Source organism: Brevibacillus aydinogluensis, assembly GCF_961514395.1.
GTDB lineage: Bacteria > Bacillota > Bacilli > Brevibacillales > Brevibacillaceae > Brevibacillus > Brevibacillus aydinogluensis.
The window spans coordinates 1,552,445-1,573,844 of the sequence record NZ_OY569118.1; the positions used below are offsets into that span (position 1 = coordinate 1,552,445).

Genomic DNA, 21,400 nt, shown 5'->3' on the forward strand with positions numbered 1-21,400 from the left:
TTTGTCGGCTGGCAAAATTTTTGCTTTCGGCTGGGCCCGGTCAGGGCAATCGCTGCTGCACCCAATTGCGCATGGGCGCCTTTTTTGTTACAAGAAAATTGGGAAAGAGGCATCGGCTAAGGGGGAGGAAGGGCGTGTCGAAACAACACCTGGAAGGGGAGCGCCTGCTCATGGAAATGGGACGCGGCTCACGGGCGGCGTTGGAAGCCTTTTACGAACGGTACGCCGCTTTCGTCTACCGCATCGCTTTGCGGATGCTGCACGATCCCATGGAGGCGGAGGACTTGTGTCACGACATTTTTCTCGAAGCCTACCGGACAGCGGCGCAGTACGACCGGCAGCGGGGCAGTGTCGAGGCGTGGCTCGCGGTAAAAACCAGGTCGCGCTGCATGGACCGCCTGCGCAGGATTCAGGCCAGCCAGCAGCGGGAACAGACGGCGGCCACCCACCAGCTGCAGGATGACTCGGTGGAAGAATCGGTCTTGGCAAAGCTGGAACGAGAAACGGTGCGAAACGTGCTGAACCGCATTCCCGAAGCGCAGCGGCAGGCGGTTTACGGGGCCTATTTTCAGGCGAAAACCCATCGGGAGCTGGCTGAAATCATGGCCCGGCCGATTGGAACGATCAAGTCGCTGATACGCTACGGCTTGCACAACCTGCGAAAGCAGTTGGCGGAGACGGGATGGCACGGAAGCGGCAAGGGAGGCGATAAGCGTGGCTGACAAGCATTGCGGCGTGTACGAGGAAGACGTGATCGACCTGGTGCTCGGCAAACACTCCGCTGAGCGCAGCGAGGAACTGGCGCGGCATCTGCAACACTGTTCCCGCTGTGCCGCACTGCATCGCGAGTGGGCGGTAATTCTGGACAGTAGCGGTGAAGTCGGAGCACCCGCTGAACGCCTTCAGCCAGCGCAGGAAACGAAACCCTCGCCCCGGCTGAAAACGCGGCTGCTTCGCTCCGTCGACATGAACAACAGGCTGCCGCGCCGGCGTGCAGCGGCCCTGTCCTCAGCGGCGGCCTGCGTTCTGCTGGCGGCCATGGCTTTCGTCCCGCTGCGAGGAGACGAGATGGAGCGGGCAGAGCCGTCACCGGTTTTTATCAGTGAACCTGCCACCTCCCTGTTCCTTACGCAAAACCGGATCGTCAACGACCCGAAAACAGTGCTGCATCAGGCGGTGCCCGTGATGCGGACCAACGTCAGGGGATATGTCTGGATCAACGACATGTCCAACGAACTGCTGATCCTGGCGGAAGGACTGGACCCGCTGGAAGAGAAGGATTATCAGGTCTGGTTTATCATCGGAGACAGCAGGGCAAACGCAGGTGTGTTACAATGGAAGGGACGGATGGCACACCTGTATGTCCACGACGGCGATATCCGCCGGGTCACGAACATCGCCGTCAGCATCGAACCGAAAGGGGGCAGTTTTTCCCCAACCGGTCCGGAGGCGATGATTGTGAACATTCGTCCGTAATCTGTGTCAATAAAAAACCTTGACAGTGCATGGAGAATTGGGTAGTATAGTTATCGTGCTGTAAAGGAGAATCACTTTACAGGACATAATCGAGTACCTCTCAGCAAAGGATTGGTTTCATGCTGGAGAAGACCAATCAGGTAAATCTCTTGTTCGACTTTTACGCGCCGCTCTTGAAAGGCAAGCAGCGTGAATATCTGGAGCTGTACTATCTGGATGATTTGTCGCTGGGAGAAATCGCCGAGATGCACGAAGTGAGCAGACAGGCGGTGTACGATCACATCAAGCGGGCGGAGCGGCAGTTGTTTGAGTACGAGGAAAAACTGCTGTTGGCCGCCAAGCACGAACAGCGCCAGGCTCTTCTGGAACGCATCCGGCGGATTGTGGAAGAGCTCGCGGACGGCGAGGCAAGAGAGGAACTGCAAGCTTTGCTCCACCAACTGTCGGAGATGGATTAGGAGGGCTCGCATGGCATTTGAAAACTTGACCAGTCGGCTGCAGAACGCATTTGACAAACTGCGCGGCAGAGGCAAGATTGACGAAACCGTCGTCAATGAAGCGATGCGCGAAGTTCGTCTGGCCCTGCTGGAAGCCGACGTCAACTTTAAAGTCGTCAAAGACTTTATCGCGCGCGTCAAGGAGCGCGCTGTCGGGCAAGAGGTGCTGAAAAGCCTGACGCCCGGCCAGATGGTCATCAAAATCGTCAACGAAGAGCTGATCGAACTGATGGGCGGACAAGTCGCCCAGCTGGCCGTCGCCAACCGGCCGCCGACCGTCGTGATGATGGCGGGGCTGCAGGGTGCCGGTAAGACGACCACGACCGGAAAACTGGCCAAGTATCTGCAAAAGCAGAACCGCAAACCGCTCCTGGTGGCGGCGGACATTTACCGTCCGGCGGCGATCAAGCAGCTGCAGGTGCTGGGCGAACAGTTGAACGTTCCGGTGTTCTCCCTCGGCGACCAGGTCAGTCCGGTGGAGATTGCCAGACAGGCGATCGAGCACGCCAAAGAGAACCATCTCGACTACGTGCTGATCGACACCGCCGGCCGGCTCCACATCGACGAAGCGCTGATGGAGGAGTTAAAGCAGGTTCGCGACGTGGCCAAGCCGGATGAAATTCTGCTCGTCGTCGACGCGATGACCGGTCAGGACGCCGTCAACGTGGCAGAAAGCTTCAACAGCCAGCTCGAACTGACTGGCGTGGTGCTCACCAAGCTGGACGGCGACACGCGCGGCGGTGCAGCATTGTCCGTCAAGGCCGTCACCGGCAAGCCGATCAAGTTTGCGGCGATGGGCGAAAAGCTGGACGCGCTGGAACCCTTCCACCCGGATCGGATGGCATCGCGGATTCTCGGGATGGGCGACGTGCTCAGCCTGATCGAAAAGGCGCAGGCGGCAGTTGACGAGGAAAAGGCGCGGGAAATGGAGAAGCAGATGCGTCAAGGGGAGTTCACCTTTGACATGTTTCTCGAATCCATGCAGCAGCTGCGCAACCTGGGCCCGTTCGAAGACATTCTCGGCATGCTGCCGGGCATGAACAAGCTGAAGGGCCAGCTCAAGGTGGATGAAAAGCAGATTGCCCGCATCGAAGCGATCGTCAAGTCGATGACGAAAGCGGAGAGGGCCAACCCCGAGCTGCTGAACGCCAGCCGACGCAAGCGGATTGCGGCCGGAAGCGGCACGTCGATCCAGGAAGTGAACCGGTTCATCAAGCAGTTCGAAGAAATGAAGAAGATGATGAAACAGTTCACCGGCGTGGCCGACAAGATGAAAAAGAAGGCGAAGAAAAAGGCTTTGGCCTTCCGTTTCTGGGCAAGGGCGGCGGCAATCCGGGAGGCATGAACTTCCCGTTCAACTTCAAGCCCCCGTTCAAGTGATGTTGTATGATCTCTTCGCGCCCTGCTTTAAGCAGGTGACGCGATGGTTCAGATAAATAGTGACGCCAACGCGACAAGTTGACCGTTGCGTTGATTCATACAGGAGGTGAAACAGCATGGCAGTAAAAATCCGTCTGAAGCGCATGGGTTCCAAGAAAGCCCCGTTCTACCGCGTGGTAGTGGCTGACTCCCGTTCTCCGCGCGACGGCCGTTTCATCGAGGAAATCGGTTACTACAACCCGGTTGCACAACCGGCTGTGGTGAACATCGATACCGAAAAAGCGGTGAAATGGATCCTGAACGGTGCAGCTCCGACTGACACGGTTCGCAACCTGCTGTCCAAAGCAGGCGTTCTGGCGAAAGTACACGAAAGCAAATTCGGCAAGTAAGCCGGTCATCCGGAGGTCCGATGATGAAAGCACTGGTCGAAACGATCGCAAAGGCTCTCGTCGATCACCCTGATGACGTTCGTGTAAACGCTGTGGAAAAAGAGCGCACAATCGTCTACGAACTGTCGGTGCACCCCGATGACATGGGGAAGATCATTGGCAGACAGGGACGAATTGCCAAGGCGCTGCGCTCCGTCGTGATCGCCGCCTCCGTCAATACGGATAAGCGGGTCACGGTTGAGATTGTCTGAGAAAAAGGCTGGGAGCTGTCCCAGTCTTTTTTGATGCTGGCAGCCTTCGAAAGGAGTGTCGGACGTGCTTACCATTTTGCGTACGGTTCAGGTGAAGGTGATCATGACGGAAGCATCCCGCGCCGCATTGGTGGAACAGTACCGCCAACAGATCCGGCGGCGGCAGGAAGAGTGGGAGCAGTGGCAGTTTCAGGCCAAAAAACTGCTCGCGGACGCCCGCAAGCGATCCCCCGAGGCACTTGAGTTTGTGCAGGAGCGGATCGCCCGGGAGGAACGGCAGCGCAAGGAAAAGTTGGAGCAGCTCCAGTTCCAGCTGCGGCAGGCGGAAAGCCTGCCGGAGGGCAGCGAGATTGAATATGCGACTGTGCAAAGTCCCGTCCAGATTCGCGTCGGAGATGTGTGGGATGAAATCATGTCTGGAACGGAAATCATGGTAAAAGACGGACGGATTTGCGAGATTCGTCAATCGGCCCATCAATAGTTGATGCGCCCGCACATCATCCCCACGAAAGGAGGAGAAGGAGCGTGAGCCAAACGCGTTACTACACCGTGGGAAAAGTGGTCAACACTCACGGGCTGCGGGGAGAGGTCAAGGTGATTTCCACCACTGACTTCCCCGACGTGCGCTTCCGCAAAGGGAGCGAACTGTATCTGTTTCATCCGTCGCTGGCGGAGCCGTTGAAGCTGACGGTGGCCTCCCGCCGTTCCCACAAGGGGACCGAACTCATCAGCTTCCAGGGCTATCCGTCAATCAACGACGTGGAAAAGTTCAAGGGCGGCGAACTGAAGATTCCCGAAGAGGCGCTCCTGGAACTGGAAGAGGACGAGTATTACATCCACCAGCTGGTCGGCTGCCAGGTATTCACCGACGAAGGGGAAGAACTGGGCAGGATCGTGGACGTGCTGCAGCCGGGCGCAAATGATGTGTGGGTGGTAAAAGGAAAGCGCGGCGAAATTTTGCTGCCGTTTATCGACGACTGTATCAAGGAAGTGGACATCGCCGGCAAGCGGGTCGTCTGCCACCTGATGGAAGGCCTGCTGTGAAGGGGGACGGATGGTGAAGATCGACATTTTGACGCTCTTCCCGGAGATGTTTGACGGCGTCCTCAACAGCAGTATCCTGGGGAAAGCGCAGGAGAAGGGGATCGTCCAATTCCAGGTGATCAACTTTCGCGATTACTCCGAAAGCAAGCACGGCACCGTTGACGACACGCCCTACGGCGGGGGAGGCGGCATGGTGCTGAAGCCGGAACCGATCTTTCGCGCCGTGGAGGCCGTGGCTGGCGACGCGAAGCCGCGGGTCATCCTGATGTGCCCCCAGGGCCGGCCGTACGACCAAAAGATGGCAGAGGAGCTGGCCGGGGAGGAGCACCTTGTTTTCATCTGCGGCCACTATGAAGGTTACGATGAACGCATCCGGCAATACCTGGTCACGGACGAAATTTCGATCGGCGACTACGTGCTGACGGGCGGAGAGCTTGCGGCAATGGTGGTGATCGACAGCGTCGTCCGGCTGCAGCCGGGGGCGCTGGGCAATCAGTCGTCGGCGGAGAAGGATTCGTTTACCACCGGCTTGCTGGAGTATCCGCACTACACCCGTCCGGCGGAGTTTCGCGGGTGGAAGGTGCCGGACATCCTGCTCTCCGGCCACCACGCCAATATCGAGCGCTGGCGGCTGAAGGAATCGCTGCGCAGGACCAGAGAACGCAGGCCCGATCTGCTGGAAAAGGGCGAGCTGCCCGATGAGTGGAAAGCACTTCTGGCCGAGCTTGAGGAAGAGGAAAAAAATTCGGGTTCCGAATCGGAATAGCACTTGTGGATTCATGTCCAGTGTGATAATATACTTCTTGTGGCAATTTTGCCCGCTGACTAAGGCGGTCCGCTACCCGGATTTCAGCGTAATGCTGGGTTTTGTGAGGACGGGTATGAACGTCTGAGCGGAAGGAGGGAATTGAGGATGAACCAAGTGATCCGTGAATTGGAAAAAGAACAAATGAAACAGGACATTCCTGCGTTCCGGCCTGGTGACACGGTACGTGTTCACGTAAAGGTTATCGAGGGTCAGCGCGAGCGTATTCAGCTGTTTGAAGGCGTTGTGATCCGTCGTCGCGGCACGGGTGTGAGCGAAACGTTCACCGTTCGTAAGGTTTCTTACGGTGTTGGTGTTGAGCGTACGTTCCCGCTGCACACGCCGAAGATCGACAAGATTGAGGTTGTACGCCGCGGTAAAGTTCGTCGCGCGAAGCTGTACTATCTGCGCGATCGCGTGGGCAAAGCTGCTCGCATCAAGGAAATTCGCAAATAATCGCATGTTATGCATACAAAGGGGGTCTGGTTTGCTTGCCAGCCCTCTTTTTCCCATTATTCCATGCATACACGGACGCATTCCCTGAATCGGGCGTCCGCCAAGGCAAAATGCGGGAGGATCGGACCCATGAGCGAAGAAGTTACCTCCAGCCGCGCCAAAAACGAGACGTGGGAATGGATCAAGGCGCTCGGCATAGCCATCGCATTAGCGTTTCTCATCCGTACCTTCCTGTTCGCCCCGTTCATCGTCGAAGGCGAATCCATGGAATCGACGTTACATAACAACGAAAAACTGGTGGTCAACAAGGCGATCTACCACCTGACGCAACCGAAGCGCGGCGACATCATCGTGTTTCACGCGGAAGAAAGCCGCGATTACATCAAACGGGTTATCGCAGTCGCGGGAGACACGGTGGAGGTGCGCAACGACCAACTCCTGGTCAACGGAAAACCGGTGGACGAGCCGTACCTGGCCAAAAACCGGGAAGAGGCGGCAAAACTGGGCGTTCCGCTGACCAATGACTTTGGACCGATCCAAGTGGGAGAAGGCGAGATTTTCGTGCTTGGGGACAACCGTCTGAACAGCCATGACAGCCGGGCGATCGGCCCGATCAAACTGGACAAGGTCGTGGGACGGGCGGAATTCGTTTTCTGGCCGCTCTCCCAGTTCCGGCTGGCCCGCTGACGACTCCCTTTATCACACACCCGAGGCAGGTGAGACATCATGACGATTCAGTGGTTCCCTGGCCACATGGCAAAGGCCCGCAGACAAGTTACGGAGAGACTGAAGCAGATAGACGTGGTAATCGAACTGCTGGACGCCCGTCTCCCGCTTTCCAGCCGCAATCCGATGATTGACGAGATCATCAGCGGAAAACCCCGACTGATCCTGCTCAACAAGGCCGATCTGGCCGACAGCAAGGTAACGGAAGAGTGGATCAGCTACTTTCGCGAGCAGGGCATCCGCACCCTGCCCATTGACGCCCTGAGCGGAAAAGGCGTGGGCAAGCTGCCGGAGATGTGCCGGGAACTGGCGGGAGAAATGCTGGCCAAGCGGGCGGAGAAGGGCATGCAGGCACGGGCTGTACGGATCATGATCCTCGGCATTCCCAACGTCGGCAAGTCGTCCCTGATCAACCGGCTGGCGAAGCGCTCCGTGGCGCAGACCGGAGACCGTCCCGCAGTGACGAAAGCCCAACAGTGGGTGAAAATGGGCGACACGCTCGAGTTGTTGGATACCCCTGGCATCCTCTGGCCCAAGTTTGAAGATCAAATGGTGGGACTGCGGCTGGCGGCGAGCGGGGCGATCAAGGACGAGCTGATCGATTTTACCGACGTGGCCCTGTTCGCCATCAGCTACATGATGCACTACTACCCGGAGCGGCTGAAGGAGCGCTTCAAACTGCAAACGCTCCCGAACGACCGGGTGGAGATGCTGGAGGAGATCGGGAAAAAGCGGGGGTGCCTGGCATCCCGCGGAGAGATTGACTACGACAAGGCGGCCGAGCTGTTTCTGCGCGACCTGCGCTCGGGCAAACTGGGACCCGTTTCTCTGGAACGCCCCGCCGATTGGGAAATGGAGGAGCCGATCGGAAAGCCGCCCTCTTTGTCCTGAAGGAGCTCGGAAAACCTGTCTATCCACAGCGGATAGGCGGGTTTTTCCTTTCAAACGGACACATTTTGGATACATAAGGAGAAAGCCGTCAATGAATCTCGCGGAACTGTCGATAAAGGAAATACGGGAGCTTATCGAAAAAATGGACGAGCCCCGCAAAGATTTTTTAGAATGGTTGCGTCAGGACAGCCGAAAAGGCGTACAGGATTTGGCGCGCAAGCTGGAAGAGAAAATGGCCCGGCAGGCCAGACTGGCGAAACAGTGGGAAGAGATGACGCAGGTGGAGCGAGCCCTGCGGGAGGAAGGTCACGTGCACCTCTTCGGCATTGACGAAGTGGGTCGCGGCCCGCTGGCAGGGCCGGTCGTCGCCTGTGCCGTCTGCCTGCCGGCTGATTTTTACCTGCCGGGGCTGAACGATTCAAAGAAATTGCCCCCATCCGTACGGGAAGGATTTGCTGACGTAATCAGACGGGACGCATTGGCAGTCGGCATCGGAATCGTGTCTGCCGAGCGGATTGACGAGATCAACATTCTGGAAGCGACGCGTGAAGCAATGCGCTTGGCGATCCAGGATGCGGCGATAAAACCGGACGTATGCCTGATCGATGCCGTACAGCTACCCGGTCTGCCCTATAAACAACTGCCGATCATCGGCGGGGACAGCAAAAGTGTGTCCATCGCCGCCGCCTCCGTCGTCGCCAAGGTGACGCGCGACCGGCTGATGGCGGAATACGCCGAGCAGTACCCCCAATACGGTTTTGACAAAAATGCCGGCTACGGAACGGCGGAACATCTGGCTGCCCTTCAGCAGTACGGGCCGTCGCCGATTCACCGGCGCACGTTTACAGGGGTGAAGGAGCGGGCTTGAGAGGCGTTCCCGTCCGGGTAACAAAGGAGGAAGTTTGCCCATGTTTTCCCCCTCGCAAATGATACAGTCGCTTGTTCAACGCGCTCAGGTCTCCGCGCCCAAACCGATCGAGCTCACACCGGGTCAAGTCTTTATCGGCACTGTGCAACGAACCTACCCCGACAACATGGCGCTGGTCCAGATCGGCGGCATGCAGGTCCAGGCCAGACTGGAGGCCAATCTGGAAGCAGGACAGAGAGCGTGGCTGCAGGTGCAGCCGTCAGCCGGAGTGGTCACGTTGAAAGTGCTGGGAACGACACGGGACGGAGGAGCAGCGGACGCATCGCTGGAAGGGCTGATCCGCTCATTGGGTCTCAACGACACGAAGGAGACTCGGGCGATCGTGCAGGAGCTGGTGCGGGCCAAACTGCCGGTCACCCGCGAGACGGTGCAGGCGTTCACAGCCGTCGCGCAGCGCCTGGGCATGCACAAGGAGACTGTGGACGCTTTTCTTCTCGCGGTAAAACGCAGCTTGCCGCTGACGCCTGATGTTGTAGCCGGACTGCGTGCCTTTTTGTCGAAACAGCCGATCAGTCAGGCGATTCAGGCATTTGTAGCGCAGGCAGAGCAATTTTTACAGACGCACGGGGAGCGTGCGGGAGGACAGGCGGGCAAGCATGGATCGGCCGCGGCGTCTTTCGCTCCGTCCTCGTCAGCTGCTGCTCCGCTCCTTACCCTGGTCAGCCAGTTAAAACAGGCGGTGGCCGGTTTGGCGGTGCTGCTGCCCGATCACCAGGGGGCGGACGAACTGATGGTCCAGCGTGAAACCGCACAGCCTTCGGCGGGGACAGCGAATGCGGCCGGGACAAACGGAAAGGGGCAGGCACCGCTTCCAACCATTGCTGCGGGTAGTACCGTTCAGCCAGCCCCCCATACAAATACTGCCATCACCGGCACAAGCACGACAATCGGAAAGGAAGCTCTTCGACAGGGGAGTGTTTCAGACGGTTCTTTGACCGGGTCTGCCACTTTGGGTGGCGAGACCGCGAAGTTGGGAGAGGCGCTGGCGCAAAACGGACGTCAGCAAGGCGCTCAGCTGGCTAGCGGCAGCGGTCTGCCCGCGAAAGGAACCGCTGCTGATACAGCGTTACCCCGCAGCGGAGAGCAGACGTCTTCGGCAGCGACGTCAGCTCCGCACGGTGTGGGAGCGCCGAACACCGCTGCAGCGTCGACGGTCAACGGGGCAACGCGAATGGCACATCCGGCTTTGGTCAATCAGGCAGCGGGGAGCAGCCAATCGTCTGTGTCGTCTGCGGCAAGCAGTGGTACAAACGGGACGAATGCAGCCGCTCCTGCTCAGACAGTTTCGGCGCATGGCCATCCGATTCAGGAGCTGTTTCAGCGCCTGGGGCTTGGGCACGAGCGTGATTTGATGGGTCGTGCGCTGGCTCACGGAATGGATGCCGCAGCCCAGCGGCAGTTGGACAGCGTGAAAGCGATGCTGCTGCAGCTTACTCAAGAGGCGGCCAACGCTGTACCCGCCGCGCTTCGCGACACGGCGGACGCACTGCTTCAGCACATCACCGGCCAGCAGTTGATGCTGGTGCAGCCCTCCAACCAGACACTGTCGCAGGTGGTCATGCAGATTCCCATTCGGACGCAGCACGGGGATGAGACGGCGTATGTGCAGATTGAAGCCAAGAAGCGCGGAGGAGGTGAGCTGGACCCGGAGAACTGCCGCCTGTTTTTCCATCTGGAACTAAATCAGCTCGGAACGACGATGCTTGACGTGGCTATTGTCAACCGAATTGTCAGCATCCAGCTTTTCAACAACACGTCGTGGGTGGAAGCACTGGCTCAGGACATGAAAGAGGACTTTGCCCGCCAACTTCATGAAATGGGATACCACTTGTCCGGACTCCGGGTTCAGGTCATTCCTGACAGCAAGCCCCAGGCGGCAGCTGCCGTTGCCGGAGGCAGAACCGGGTTTCTGACCGATTACAAGGGAGTGGACATTCGCGTATGAACGACGCCTCCGATGCGAAAGTGAAGCGCAAACAGGCGGTGGCGCTCCGCTACCAGGCCAAAACGATGGAAGCGCCCGTCGTCGTGGCCAAGGGAAAAGGCTATGTAGCGGACAACATTCTGAAAACTGCAAAGGAACACGGCATCCCTGTTCAGGAAGACCCCTCGCTGGTGGAAGTGTTGGGCAAATTGGACCTCAACCAGCAGATACCGCCCGAACTGTACCAGGTGGTGGCGGAAGTGCTCGCGTTTGTCTACCGCCTCGACAAGGGAGGGCGAAGCGGGCGATGAGCCACAGACGGCGTGCTCTCGGCCAGCGCGGCGAACAAATCGCTGCACTGTTTTTGCAGCAAAAAGGGTACCGCGTTATCGAACGGAATGTGCGCACACGGCAGGGGGAAATCGACCTGATCGCCTGGGATGGAGATGTTCTCGTATTCGTGGAGGTGCGTACGCGGACGAGCACGGCCTACGGCACGGCGGCTGAGTCGGTTACATGGCGAAAGCAGCGAAAATTGCGTGAACTGGCCCTCGCGTACCTGCAGCATTACGAAAAGTCGGTGCCGCGTTTTCGCTTTGACGTTGTGGCGATCTGCTGCCGCCCGGACCAATCGCCGGAGATCGAACACATCACTCACGCCTTTTGAATCAAAACGGGCGCGAAATCGGCAGGGCACTGGGGATACGTCTACAGCAGATGCCTGTTAAGTCGCGTAGAATGTAGCATACTCGACGCGATGAAACTCCTCCAAGCACCATCACTTGGCCTTCCGGCTTACGCTGGAAGGCGCTTTTTTTGTGTGCACAGCCCGGTGTGAGTGTCCAATTTTCTTGCAGCGGGATGCTGTCTTTTCGTACGGTGAAGCTGAAGCAATGGGAGATGTAGTCGGGGGGATGTCAGATGTATGCACGCAGTTTTGCCGGTACTGTCTACGGTATTGACGGGATGCTCGTGGCGGTGGAAACAGACATCGCCAACGGATTGCCCCAGTTTGATCTGGTCGGGCTGGGCGGCTCCGCTGTGAAGGAAGCGCGCGACCGGGTGAGAGCGGCGCTGCGCAACGGCGGGTTTGATTATCCGATGCAGCGGATAACGGTCAATCTGGCACCTGCCGATCTGCGCAAGGAGGGATCAGGATTTGACCTGGCCATCGCGATCGGCATTTTGCAGGCTTCCAAACAAATCCCGCCGCGCCCGGAAGCCGTGCTGGTGCTTGGCGAACTGGCGCTGGACGGAACGCTGCGCCCGGTTTCCGGCGTGCTACCCATCTTGCTGGAAGCCAGAAAACAGGGCTTTACCCATGTGATCCTGCCGGAGGAAAACGCCGAGGAAGCGCGCCTGGTGGACATCTGCGTGCTTCCCGCCGCCAATCTGGCTGCTGCCATCGGATACTGGACGGGGGGACTGGAGCCGCCCGCGGCCGAATCGCGCCCCGCTCCTCAAAAACGCGCCGTGCATTCGCAGGCCAACCATTCAGACTTTGCCGATGTCTGCGGGCAGACGTTTGTCAAACGAGGCTTGGAAGTGGCGGCCGCCGGTTTTCACAACGTGCTGCTCGTCGGCCCTCCCGGTTCCGGCAAAACGATGCTCGCCACCTGTCTGCCCTCCATCATGCCGGACATGACCACGGACGAGTCGTACGACGTGACCAAGATTTACAGCATCGCCGGTCAGTTGACGCGAAACAGCGGTCTGATCCGCGAGCGGCCGTTCCGTTCGCCGCACCATACGATCACGGCAGCCGCCCTGATCGGGGGAGGCGGACAGATTCCGCGGCCCGGCGAGTGCAGTCTGGCTCACGGCGGCATTTTGTTTCTGGACGAGCTCCCGGAATTCTCCCGCCACGTCCTGGAGGTGCTCAGACAGCCGTTGGAAGCGGGCGTGGTGACGATCGGGCGTTCGAGACAGGTGTTTACATTCCCGGCCCGCTTTCTTCTTGTATCTTCGATGAATCCGTGCCCCTGCGGCTTCTACGGCTCCCGCGACCAGCGCGAATGCACCTGCACGCCGCAGCAGATCCAAAAGTATCGGTCGAAATTGTCCGGCCCGCTGCTTGACCGGATCGACCTGCATTTGGAAGTTCCCCGGGTGCCGGTAACGCTGCTGCAGGAGCGGCCGCAGGCGGAATCGTCCGAAGAGATCCGCTGCAGAGTAGAAGCGGCGAGGGCCATTCAATGCGAGCGTTACCGGCACCGCCCCGGCGCTCCTTTCAACAGCGCGATGAACGGAGAGGAGCTGCGCCGGTATGCCGGCCTGAACAGAGAGGGGCAGAAGCTGCTGCAGCTCGCTTTTGAAACGCTCGGCCTGAGCGCCCGCGCCTACAACCGGATCGTCAAGGTGGCCCGCACCATCGCCGACCTGGCGGGAGCGGAGCAGATAGAGGCCGCCCATGTGGCGGAAGCGATCCGGTATCGGGCGCTGGATCGCGGGGTGGTGGGATGAGGATGGTTATCGATTTTGGCGATAGGGGATGCAGAAGCGGGGCATGATCATGACAGCTACTTACGGGGGAACAAGCATGCCGACCATGAGAAAGAGTAGGTGGAGGAGCGGCCGTTCCACGCGAATACTGGATGTACAGGATAAGGAGTAGCCGGATTGAGATTGAATGGAAATGGAAAAAAGGTTCTGAATCCGGTGGCGGCCGCTGACATTATTGGTCTGAAAGGAAAATGCCAACCGACAACAAGGATAACTGTTACGATCAGGGACATATAACAAGTTGCTCATCCTATGAAATGGAGTGAAGTGATTGAGGAGAAATGAAAGGTAAGCAAATTCGACATGAAGAAAGCCGATTTTTCCTACGCCAAGGAATCATCGGCTTTTATTTTATCGGTTTGGGATAACCTGCAAGTAAACGCTGAACCGTAACGGTTTACATGGTTCTCTTCCCGAAAGAGTGTGTTTGGCAAGTAGAAAATGCTCAATTTGGCAGCCATTTTGTGCCTAACCTTGCCACGCGTTTTCAGGTCCCGAAAGCGCATGTCGCAATCGGTAACTCTCGCCAGTAAACGCTAGAATGTGAGCATGGTGTACGAGGCGATCCACCAAGGCCGCCGTTAGGCGGCTATCTCCGAACACCCGAGTCCACTGCCCAAACTCCAGATTTGAAGTCACAATAATGCTGTTTCGTTCGTAACAATCTGCAATCAAGTGAAACAATAATTCGGCCCCATCCTGGTGAAACGGAACAAATCCTAACTCGTCTAGGATCAACAAGTCGCATCGTTCCATGTCCTTCTTGAAACGTGCAAGTGTCCCGGTGTGGTGACGTTGCTGTAACTGCGCCACCAAATCTGCTACCCGGAAGAACCGCACGTTGTATCCTTCCCGGCACGCTGCTACCCCCAGTGCCGTCGCTAGATGCGTTTTCCCTGTACCGACTCCTCCTAACATCAAAATGTTTTGTCGCTTGTGTACGAATTCAAGCGAACACAACGCGTGCTGTGTCAGGCTGGGTGGAAATGTGATCGATTCAAATGTGTAATTCTCCAGTGTCTTGATCTGATGAAATCGTGCTTTTTTCAACAGACGACGCACCTTGGCCAGCTCTCGTTGTTCTTTTTCGGCCCGCAAGACCGCCAACAAAAATTGTTCCCGGCTCTCAAATGGCTGTGAGGCATAGTGATCCATCACATAACCTAGCCGTAAGGCTTTGCATAGTCGACGAAGTTCCTCTTTCACGGTGTCATCACCGCCCGTTTCAGTTGGTCATATCGGGAGATATCGGGCTCCTGCTGTAACAACACCGTTGGTGTGTAAGGATCAGTAATGACCTCAAACGAACGGTCTGGATGCTGCATCCGATATAACCGATGTTCCATTACCGTCCAATCGGGGGTTGGGACTGCTAATACGTGATCGAGTTGTTCTAAAGTTGCTCCACTTTTGAGCTGGCGAATCAACCAGGAAAGCCTGCGGCGTTTCTCATCAACCGTTTCTGCTGACGTTAACCATTTTTGTATCGCCATCGGCAGGTTGCCGAACAACGAAGCGTACGGGAGAGCACGTGGTTTGGCCTGAAAAGCTCGCAACACGGTGACCCAGTCAATGGGTTGCCCCTGCTGCATGTAAGGGCGGGCTATGGTCGTTATGACGCGCTGCTGAGCATCCAACACGTCGACTGTGTCCCATCGAATTTTGAGCAACACGGTTTGACCTGGCTGTGTGCCCGTAAGGGGAATAGGTGTACCATCCAGTTTGATTTCCCCGTAATTGTTCACACGTGCTGGCCCCAAACGAACCGCCTCAAAGGGCATCATCGGCAATTGAAGCAATTTCCTTTGGTCATGCTCCCACAATTTGCGAATCGACTCTCCCTTGGCGTAGTGGAGTCGATTTAAGTCTTGTTCTGCGCGTTGATCCAGTTGGATTTGCAGTTCCTCAAGACTGGATCCGCTCGGTGTTGGCACACACCAATTGCGTCGTGTATATCCGACTTTGTTCTCGACATGTCCTTTCTCATGACCGCTTGCCGGATTACAAAAAACGGGTTCGAATCGATAATGTAATACAAATCGCTCGAATGTGTCTGTCAGGTGCCGCTGTCCTTCCGGACCTACAGATACAACGGCAGCTGATAGATTATCGAACCATAGTCGTGTTGGAACCCCGCCGATGCGCTCAAATATGCGCCGCAGTCCCTCTAAGAAACATTCTGTGTTTTCAGCTGGCAACAACATGGCAAACGCGGCGTTGCTGTACGGGAAGGATATCGTCAGTTGCTTCATGGTTTGCTCTCGACCATTGAGGATGACCTGGACTGTGCCGAAATCCACTTGAGCCTCGCCGCCAGGATGCTCCAACCGCAGGTAGGCCATTTTGTCTTGTTGTCTCAATTCCTTGCGACGTTTGGCCACGTAGTACCTTACGGTACGGTCGCTGCCAGTAAAGCCGTGTTCGGCAACCAGCCGGTCATAAATTCGTTTCGCTGTATGCCGCTGTTTCCGTGGGCGTGTCCCATCCTCCAGAAGCCATGCATCGACAATATCGAGATAGGGCTCCAACACTCGATAGCGGCGTGACACCGACTTCATTGGTTGATTCCAGTCGTCGCAATCTGCGTATTTTTTCGCAGTTCGCCAATGAATCCCCAATTTCTTTGCAATTTGATTTATAGAGAGCGCTTCTTTCTCTCTCAAATGTTTGATAAACTGAACATAAGCCATTGCTAGCATTCCTTTCATCCTCTCCTGTCTGATGTCGCCAAACAAGAGAGTAGAGTGATGAGGGAACGCTGGCAAGGTTTTTTTACTTTCTATGGCATGCTCATCAATTGGGCATTTTCACATTTCCGAATTCGGCACATTTAGTTTGCCAAATACACCGAAAGAGACATGGTTGAGGAGTTTCATTAACTTTTTGCCAGTTCTCGAATGATTCGACTAATCCGGTAGATTCCCTGCTTCAAATCTTCTAATGGAGCATAGCCATAAGAGAGGCGAAGATAACGGTTGGACTCTTGGCCATAAATATTCCCCGGGTTAAGCAGAATGCCTTCAGATAAAGCCTTTACGTAAAGCTCCCTCATCGATAGTTTTGGTAGTATTTTTAACCAAATAAAAAACCCGCCCTGCGGTACATTCCATGTCGCTATATCATGTAAATACGTTTCTAAAGCATCCAAAACGATTGTCCGCCGTGTTCTAAGCTGTTCCCGTACAAACACAAGGTGCTGCTCATATAACCCGCTTGTTAACCATTCAGCAGCGACTCTTTGAGATAACGAACTAGAACCATAGTCGATTTGCATTTTAATATCGGATAATCGATCAATGACAGGTTCAGGACCAACAATCCAACCGATCCTTAAACCTGGGCTTAACGTTTTGGACAAACTGCCCAGATACAATACGTGTCCATGTTTATCCATCGCCTTTAAAGGGGGAGGAGGTGGTTCATCGATCCATAACTCCCGGTAAACGTCATCTTCAATCATAGGAAGTTGTTCCATGTTACATACTTGAATGAGCTCTTGACGTCGTTTTTCTGACAGTAAAATCCCCGTTGGATTATGAAAACAAGGGATGGAGTATAAAATCACTCTGCCTCGCTGTTTTTTTGATACGGAAACGGCGTTGGGCAATAGGCCATGTTCATCTATCGGGAGACCGGTAAGCTTCATCCCTGCTGATTGAAACACCTGCAGAGAATAAAGATAGGAAGGGTTTTCAAGTAAAACGGTTGATCCTCTGTGCAGCAGCCCAACTGAAATCAAATGTAAAGCCTGTAACGACCCAGAAATTTTTTCAGCTATTTTAGCCGTTTGGTTTCTTCGTGAACGATTTGGATTATCAAGGTGGATTGGATCTATTACAAGCTTTTTTAGTCGTTTGGAACTGAGGGAGATGTTGAGTATACCAGTGGAATTTTGTTCATTCTATTAGCGTCATTTTCAGAAAGTTTATATTTCGTTTTTCAAACCCGTTATGTAAAAAAAATATGGCTTTCTTGCATGTACTACCTATACGATTTGGGCGGGTACGTTTTTCATGTTCTTCTTTCTCCCAGGATTATCAAGTGAAATGACGAAACTTTCTATAGCATCAACACTTAGCATCTTGTACTTAGGTCTCTTCCCTACGGTTATTCCTTATCTTGCATTAGCCTATGTAACATCACGTGTAGGGGCTTCGGAGGCAACAAGTTCCCTTTACGTAACGCCAGCTCTTGCATTTGTACTTGCATGGATGTGGCTTGGAGAGAAACCACCCCTTCTCTCTGTGATAGGAGGGGTAATCACTCTATCTGGAGTTATGTTCATTCATTTGAATGTAGACAAATTTTCACAAATGTGCGCTACTTTTGTGACATATAGGATGGGGCTATTAGCTACTTTTTTCAACAAAAATATGATTTGTCACAGTTTGAAACAGGATTAATCGTATCAGTAATCAATATCAGGCCGATTTTTTTATGCTTATTTTTGGGAGTCTGATGGATAAGTATGGAGAAAAATGGGTTGTATGTTTAGACTCGAGCCGAGCAAGGGTCTAAATGGCAGCCCCTTATTACACATATTGGAATAGGGGTACTATCCGCTGTATCCTTTCTCTTTCGTGATTGTTTCGTCCTTATGATCCATTTTGATGACGTTGCATCTTAAAAAAGGTAATTTCCTCCGAGATTTATTTAATGTGTATTGAGAAAAACAGGATCCTAGGTGAAAAAACGGTCGAGCGAATCAAAAGAGAAGCGGACGGGATTCAGAAGCTTGAGAAAGTAAGCGGAAAATAGAAGAAGTCTACCACGGCTGAACAAAGTTCGCTTCGCTTAGTAAGGTGTCATTAATGTACTGTATTGGTTGTCGTTTAGAGAATGCTCTGCAAACAGTGCAGATTATATTACGAGAATGAATATGTGTGTTGCATCCTTGTTATTTATATTCATACAAAGCGCAGTCCAAAATTACTGAACGAGTATCAAGACATCTTCCTCGCGTTAAGAGGCTATAAAAATTCAAGTGTTAAAATCAAGAGGAAATGAAATAAACTTCGAAAAATTACCAAAAATGGCAGACAAATATGGAAGATGTTGTTATAATGCAATCATGTAAAAATAAGATTGAGGAGTGAAAGAATGAAAAAAGCATTATTATCATCATTAGTCGTAATGTCAACACTTTTTGCTCCAGTTAACGTTTTTGCTTATGAAAATTTTAATTACGAGGAGTTTATTAATGATGTAAAAATCGAGACTGAAGAGAGAAAAATAACTATCTCGTGGAGCGAAATACCGGGTGCAGTGGAGTATAAAATTTATCAAGGAGAGTCTGAAGTTTACAGCGGTACAAAAGTTAATTTCACACACGATAATTTAGAACCTGGTAAACCATATAAATATAATTTAATAGCAGTAGATTCAGAAGGTGAGAGCATAGCTAATATCATTTTGAAAACAAAAACTAATGAATCAGAAGGTTTAATCGCTAATTCTAGCAGTAGATTCCCAATTAAGGAAGTTAACGTGTCGACAATTTCAAATGGTGAATACATCAAATTTGACTGGAACGATATTTCTCAAATAGAAGAGTACGATGTAATAAAAAATGGGGAATTAATTGAGAGCATAAATGAAAGTGTATTTAATGACAAGTTGGATGGTAAAAAAGAAAGGATAGTCTATGAATTTCTTGGAAAGATACCAGTAGATGAACAAGAAAAGAAAATTAGACTATCACAAATCGAAGAGAATTTAGGTGAAATTGGTTCTGATAACAAAAACACGGAAGATCTTTTGTACGATTATGTCTCAATTATTAAAATAATTGATAAGAAGAAGTATGAGACTGACTCTGTTAGCATTAATGCAGATGATGGTGGAGACAGTGTAGACAATGTTAAAATAAGATATACAACATTTATCGCGGATCGCTACGTGGAGAATCCAGTTCCTTATGCTCTTCGTTTAACTGGAGACGATTGGGAGGAGGAAGTCGAGTATTTTGGTGGAGACAACAGGGATTTTGCTGTAGTCCATTCTAGATACAGAACACAAATAAATATAGAAGCAGATTTTACAGATGAAGATATTGATTTAGATAAAGATGTGGGTACAAGTAAGTTTTATGACGAGAATAAAAATCTAATACAAACTGCAAAGGCTAGCGCAAGCGGTATTAAAATGATATCAGACGACATAACTCAAGATGAGGCGTATTTTAGAATAGATCATGAAGTTGGAATTCCGTACTTAGAGGATTCGGATGAGTTTACCCCGCCTGCTATTGATTATGAGTTTACGGCTTATCTTTATAGAGAAGACGGGGAATTTGAAATTGATGGTTGGCACGATGGTGCACCAAGCCATGAGATGTACATTTCTTTTGATGATTATGCATATGATGAACTATTTACTCATGATCTTTACGATTTCTGGTATTTGTTTTCAGTAACTCCCAAATATTATTTTGACATCTCAAACTAAAAATTAAATAGCTAAAAACTGGGAGATGCTGTACTCCCAGTTAATTTTTTCTGTGAAAATCCCTTGTGTCTTAGTATCGAAGTAAGGGGGTGCCGGGACAAACCCTAGCCCATGAAACTAAATGGGCGGCAGTTGGGAATTGGCTCATATCTGGTCCCATTTCGGCGAAAAAAGAGTCGCAGCCGTTAGTTTTTCCACTCCAGGTGCGGATTGAAGGCGTTGTACGTTTTCTTTTGTAAGGTTGCCAAGTATTTTTTAATCTTTTGGTTAAGTGTCTGAATGACTCCTTTACAAACATAATGGGATTCCAAGACTGGCAGATGAAGATCTGATGGTGAGTGATGGTTCCAGACAGAGAGTCCGAATGGGCTTTGACTTTATTTTTCACCTTTCCTTTCATACAATCCAAGATTACGCTTTTCTCTACAAACCCTTGTACTAGAAGACGAGTAAGTAGATTGCGACCAGGGACGCCGAAGATATCAGAGTTAACTGCACCTAACTTTACGTTAGGGCTTCTAATCCCTTATGAGTTCGATTCTTTTCGGAAGTTAGAGTATCAATCAGACGAGTATGTCGCGTAATTCTCGAATATCAGCTAAGGGTACAAAACTTCTCAATTTAGCCTTGTCGTAAGAGTTTTGCGATCCATTCGGCATTGGAGCTGTCCATAATCCGTTGCGCGTTCACCAAAGTAATGTCGAAGTATCCCTCAAGAACGTTATATACGTGCTTCCAAAATACACTCCAGTGCTTTCCATCGTGACATGGGTAACTCCTTTTTCTTAGAGCCATCGTAGCATCTCAAACAAGTCACAGGTTATGGTTGGGAAGGAGCGAGTTTCACAAAAAGGAATCTCGTCTTCTTTCCCAATCAGGACGCTGACGACAATGGTTTATTGATGAACATCCACCCCTGCGCTGTGGATAAGGATCACATCCATGATTATTCGCTCCTCAACATAGAAAAATCCTTGGGTGATGGATAAGCTGTAGAAAAAATCTTTCTGTTCGTAGTCACGGCTCAACTCGTATGGCTATACCGACAGTGGGGTGCGCTCAATGCTGTTCCATACAGTTTTTTTACAGGGTCAAAACACCATTAAAACCCACGTACTCGTTCACCCAAGATTATTCACTAGCTTGGGAAGAAACGAAGTCGAACCATTTTCATGTTGGGGTGTGGCTCAAGGAAACAAGGATGTTTTGTTTCATGATTTATCGTTCTTTTTCATAAATTAAACAATATGACGGGGATTAGGGGGAGGAAAATGTTAAATAAACTCTTGTCTGCTTCATTAACATCATTTTTTTTATGCATACTACTTGCTTTTATGGAATACACGCCTATTAACGAGCGTGATGAACTAACATATTATTTCACATTCTTTAGTTTAGTAATTATTTATTTAATATATGCATTTCCAATTACAATTGTTGTAGGGATTCCACTTTCCTTATTAATTGAATCAATTGATAAAAAAATATTAATACACTCCAAGGTTAAGAGGTATTTAGTAAATGTTAGCTTGTTTACTTTGGCTGGTATAACAGTGGCATTGTTTTTCTCTTTGATTAATGGCGGGAATTTTCTGAATAGGTTGTTCGATTTATATAGTTACATTATATTTATATTCCCATCACTTCTTTTCTATCACATTTCCATTTTAATTAGATTAATAAT

At 52.4% G+C, this 21,400-nt stretch carries 19 protein-coding genes and 3 pseudogenes; 19 read left to right on the forward strand and 3 right to left on the reverse strand.

Annotation, left to right across the window (positions count from 1 at the left end; translation table 11 throughout):
* The first annotated feature begins 134 nt into the window (after positions 1-134).
* From Q7F15_RS07630 to Q7F15_RS07710, 17 genes and pseudogenes are all read left to right on the forward strand, one after another.
* Positions 135-722 carry a sigma-70 family RNA polymerase sigma factor gene (locus Q7F15_RS07630; RefSeq protein WP_304415335.1) on the forward strand — a complete coding sequence of 196 codons (588 nt, stop codon included), beginning with the start codon at positions 135-137 and terminating at the stop codon, positions 720-722.
* A complete protein-coding gene (locus tag Q7F15_RS07635) occupies positions 715-1,476 on the forward strand; it encodes an anti-sigma factor (RefSeq protein WP_171566956.1) in 762 nt (253 codons plus the stop codon). Before Q7F15_RS07630 ends, Q7F15_RS07635 begins: the two co-directional genes overlap by 8 nt.
* A 119-nt stretch (positions 1,477-1,595) precedes the next feature.
* On the forward strand, positions 1,596-1,934 hold the full coding sequence (locus tag Q7F15_RS07640) for a putative DNA-binding protein (protein ID WP_171566957.1): 339 nt from the start codon (positions 1,596-1,598) through the stop codon (positions 1,932-1,934).
* A gap of 10 nt (positions 1,935-1,944) precedes the next feature.
* Positions 1,945-3,353: pseudogene (gene ffh, locus Q7F15_RS07645) on the forward strand (signal recognition particle protein).
* 116 nt (positions 3,354-3,469) lie between these two features.
* The gene (rpsP, locus tag Q7F15_RS07650; RefSeq protein WP_171566959.1) at positions 3,470-3,742 is read left to right on the forward strand and encodes a 30S ribosomal protein S16; all 273 of its coding nucleotides are present in this window, start codon (positions 3,470-3,472) and stop codon (positions 3,740-3,742) included.
* A gap of 23 nt (positions 3,743-3,765) precedes the next feature.
* Entirely contained in the window at positions 3,766-3,993 is a 228-nt protein-coding gene (locus Q7F15_RS07655; protein ID WP_171566960.1) for a KH domain-containing protein, read from the forward strand.
* Between the two features lie 64 nt (positions 3,994-4,057).
* On the forward strand, positions 4,058-4,474 hold the full coding sequence (locus tag Q7F15_RS07660; RefSeq protein ID WP_230077088.1) for a YlqD family protein: 417 nt from the start codon (positions 4,058-4,060) through the stop codon (positions 4,472-4,474).
* A 44-nt stretch (positions 4,475-4,518) separates the two neighbouring features.
* Entirely contained in the window at positions 4,519-5,037 is a 519-nt protein-coding gene (gene rimM, locus Q7F15_RS07665) for a ribosome maturation factor RimM (RefSeq protein WP_171566962.1), read from the forward strand.
* Between the two features lie 13 nt (positions 5,038-5,050).
* The gene (gene trmD, locus Q7F15_RS07670) at positions 5,051-5,803 is read left to right on the forward strand and encodes a tRNA (guanosine(37)-N1)-methyltransferase TrmD (protein WP_230077087.1); all 753 of its coding nucleotides are present in this window, start codon (positions 5,051-5,053) and stop codon (positions 5,801-5,803) included.
* Between the two features lie 147 nt (positions 5,804-5,950).
* Complete coding sequence (gene rplS / locus Q7F15_RS07675) at positions 5,951-6,298, forward strand: 50S ribosomal protein L19 (RefSeq protein WP_029100188.1); 348 nt, start codon at positions 5,951-5,953, stop codon at positions 6,296-6,298.
* A gap of 129 nt (positions 6,299-6,427) precedes the next feature.
* The gene (gene lepB, locus Q7F15_RS07680) at positions 6,428-6,985 is read left to right on the forward strand and encodes a signal peptidase I (RefSeq protein WP_171566964.1); all 558 of its coding nucleotides are present in this window, start codon (positions 6,428-6,430) and stop codon (positions 6,983-6,985) included.
* 39 nt (positions 6,986-7,024) lie between these two features.
* Entirely contained in the window at positions 7,025-7,915 is an 891-nt protein-coding gene (ylqF, locus tag Q7F15_RS07685) for a ribosome biogenesis GTPase YlqF (protein ID WP_171566965.1), read from the forward strand.
* A 91-nt stretch (positions 7,916-8,006) separates the two neighbouring features.
* Entirely contained in the window at positions 8,007-8,783 is a 777-nt protein-coding gene (rnhB, locus tag Q7F15_RS07690) for a ribonuclease HII (RefSeq protein ID WP_171566966.1), read from the forward strand.
* Between the two features lie 40 nt (positions 8,784-8,823).
* The gene (locus Q7F15_RS07695) at positions 8,824-10,788 is read left to right on the forward strand and encodes a TP0910 N-terminal domain-containing protein (protein ID WP_304415336.1); all 1,965 of its coding nucleotides are present in this window, start codon (positions 8,824-8,826) and stop codon (positions 10,786-10,788) included.
* Positions 10,785-11,078: an EscU/YscU/HrcU family type III secretion system export apparatus switch protein gene (locus Q7F15_RS07700; RefSeq protein ID WP_171566968.1), complete on the forward strand. Its 294-nt coding sequence runs from the start codon at positions 10,785-10,787 to the stop codon at positions 11,076-11,078. The genes Q7F15_RS07695 and Q7F15_RS07700 overlap by 4 nt, the downstream gene beginning before the upstream one ends.
* Positions 11,075-11,434 (forward strand): YraN family protein, encoded by a 360-nt coding sequence (locus Q7F15_RS07705; RefSeq protein ID WP_212131920.1) that lies wholly within the window; start codon positions 11,075-11,077, stop codon positions 11,432-11,434. Before Q7F15_RS07700 ends, Q7F15_RS07705 begins: the two co-directional genes overlap by 4 nt.
* Positions 11,435-11,688: 254 nt before the next feature.
* Positions 11,689-13,230 (forward strand): YifB family Mg chelatase-like AAA ATPase, encoded by a 1,542-nt coding sequence (locus Q7F15_RS07710; protein ID WP_304415337.1) that lies wholly within the window; start codon positions 11,689-11,691, stop codon positions 13,228-13,230.
* 507 nt (positions 13,231-13,737) lie between these two features.
* Here the strand turns inward: Q7F15_RS07710 and istB are convergent.
* The 3 genes and pseudogenes from istB to Q7F15_RS07725 all read right to left on the reverse strand — a co-directional run.
* Positions 13,738-14,475 carry an IS21-like element helper ATPase IstB gene (gene istB, locus Q7F15_RS07715; RefSeq protein ID WP_212133733.1) on the reverse strand — a complete coding sequence of 246 codons (738 nt, stop codon included), beginning with the start codon at positions 14,473-14,475 and terminating at the stop codon, positions 13,738-13,740.
* Positions 14,472-15,968, reverse strand: a complete 1,497-nt coding sequence (gene istA / locus Q7F15_RS07720; RefSeq protein ID WP_212388566.1) for an IS21 family transposase — start codon at positions 15,966-15,968, stop codon at positions 14,472-14,474. The genes istB and istA overlap by 4 nt, the downstream gene beginning before the upstream one ends.
* 176 nt (positions 15,969-16,144) lie before the next feature.
* Positions 16,145-17,035: pseudogene (locus Q7F15_RS07725) on the reverse strand (aminotransferase-like domain-containing protein); the annotation flags it as partial.
* Between the two features lie 208 nt (positions 17,036-17,243).
* On the opposite strand from Q7F15_RS07725, the pseudogene Q7F15_RS07730 reads away from it, so the two are divergent.
* Positions 17,244-17,672 (forward strand): annotated as a pseudogene (locus tag Q7F15_RS07730) (EamA family transporter); the annotation flags it as partial.
* A gap of 697 nt (positions 17,673-18,369) precedes the next feature.
* The gene (locus tag Q7F15_RS07735; protein ID WP_029098737.1) at positions 18,370-19,716 is read left to right on the forward strand and encodes a DUF3238 domain-containing protein; all 1,347 of its coding nucleotides are present in this window, start codon (positions 18,370-18,372) and stop codon (positions 19,714-19,716) included.
* Positions 19,717-21,400: the final 1,684 nt, after the last annotated feature.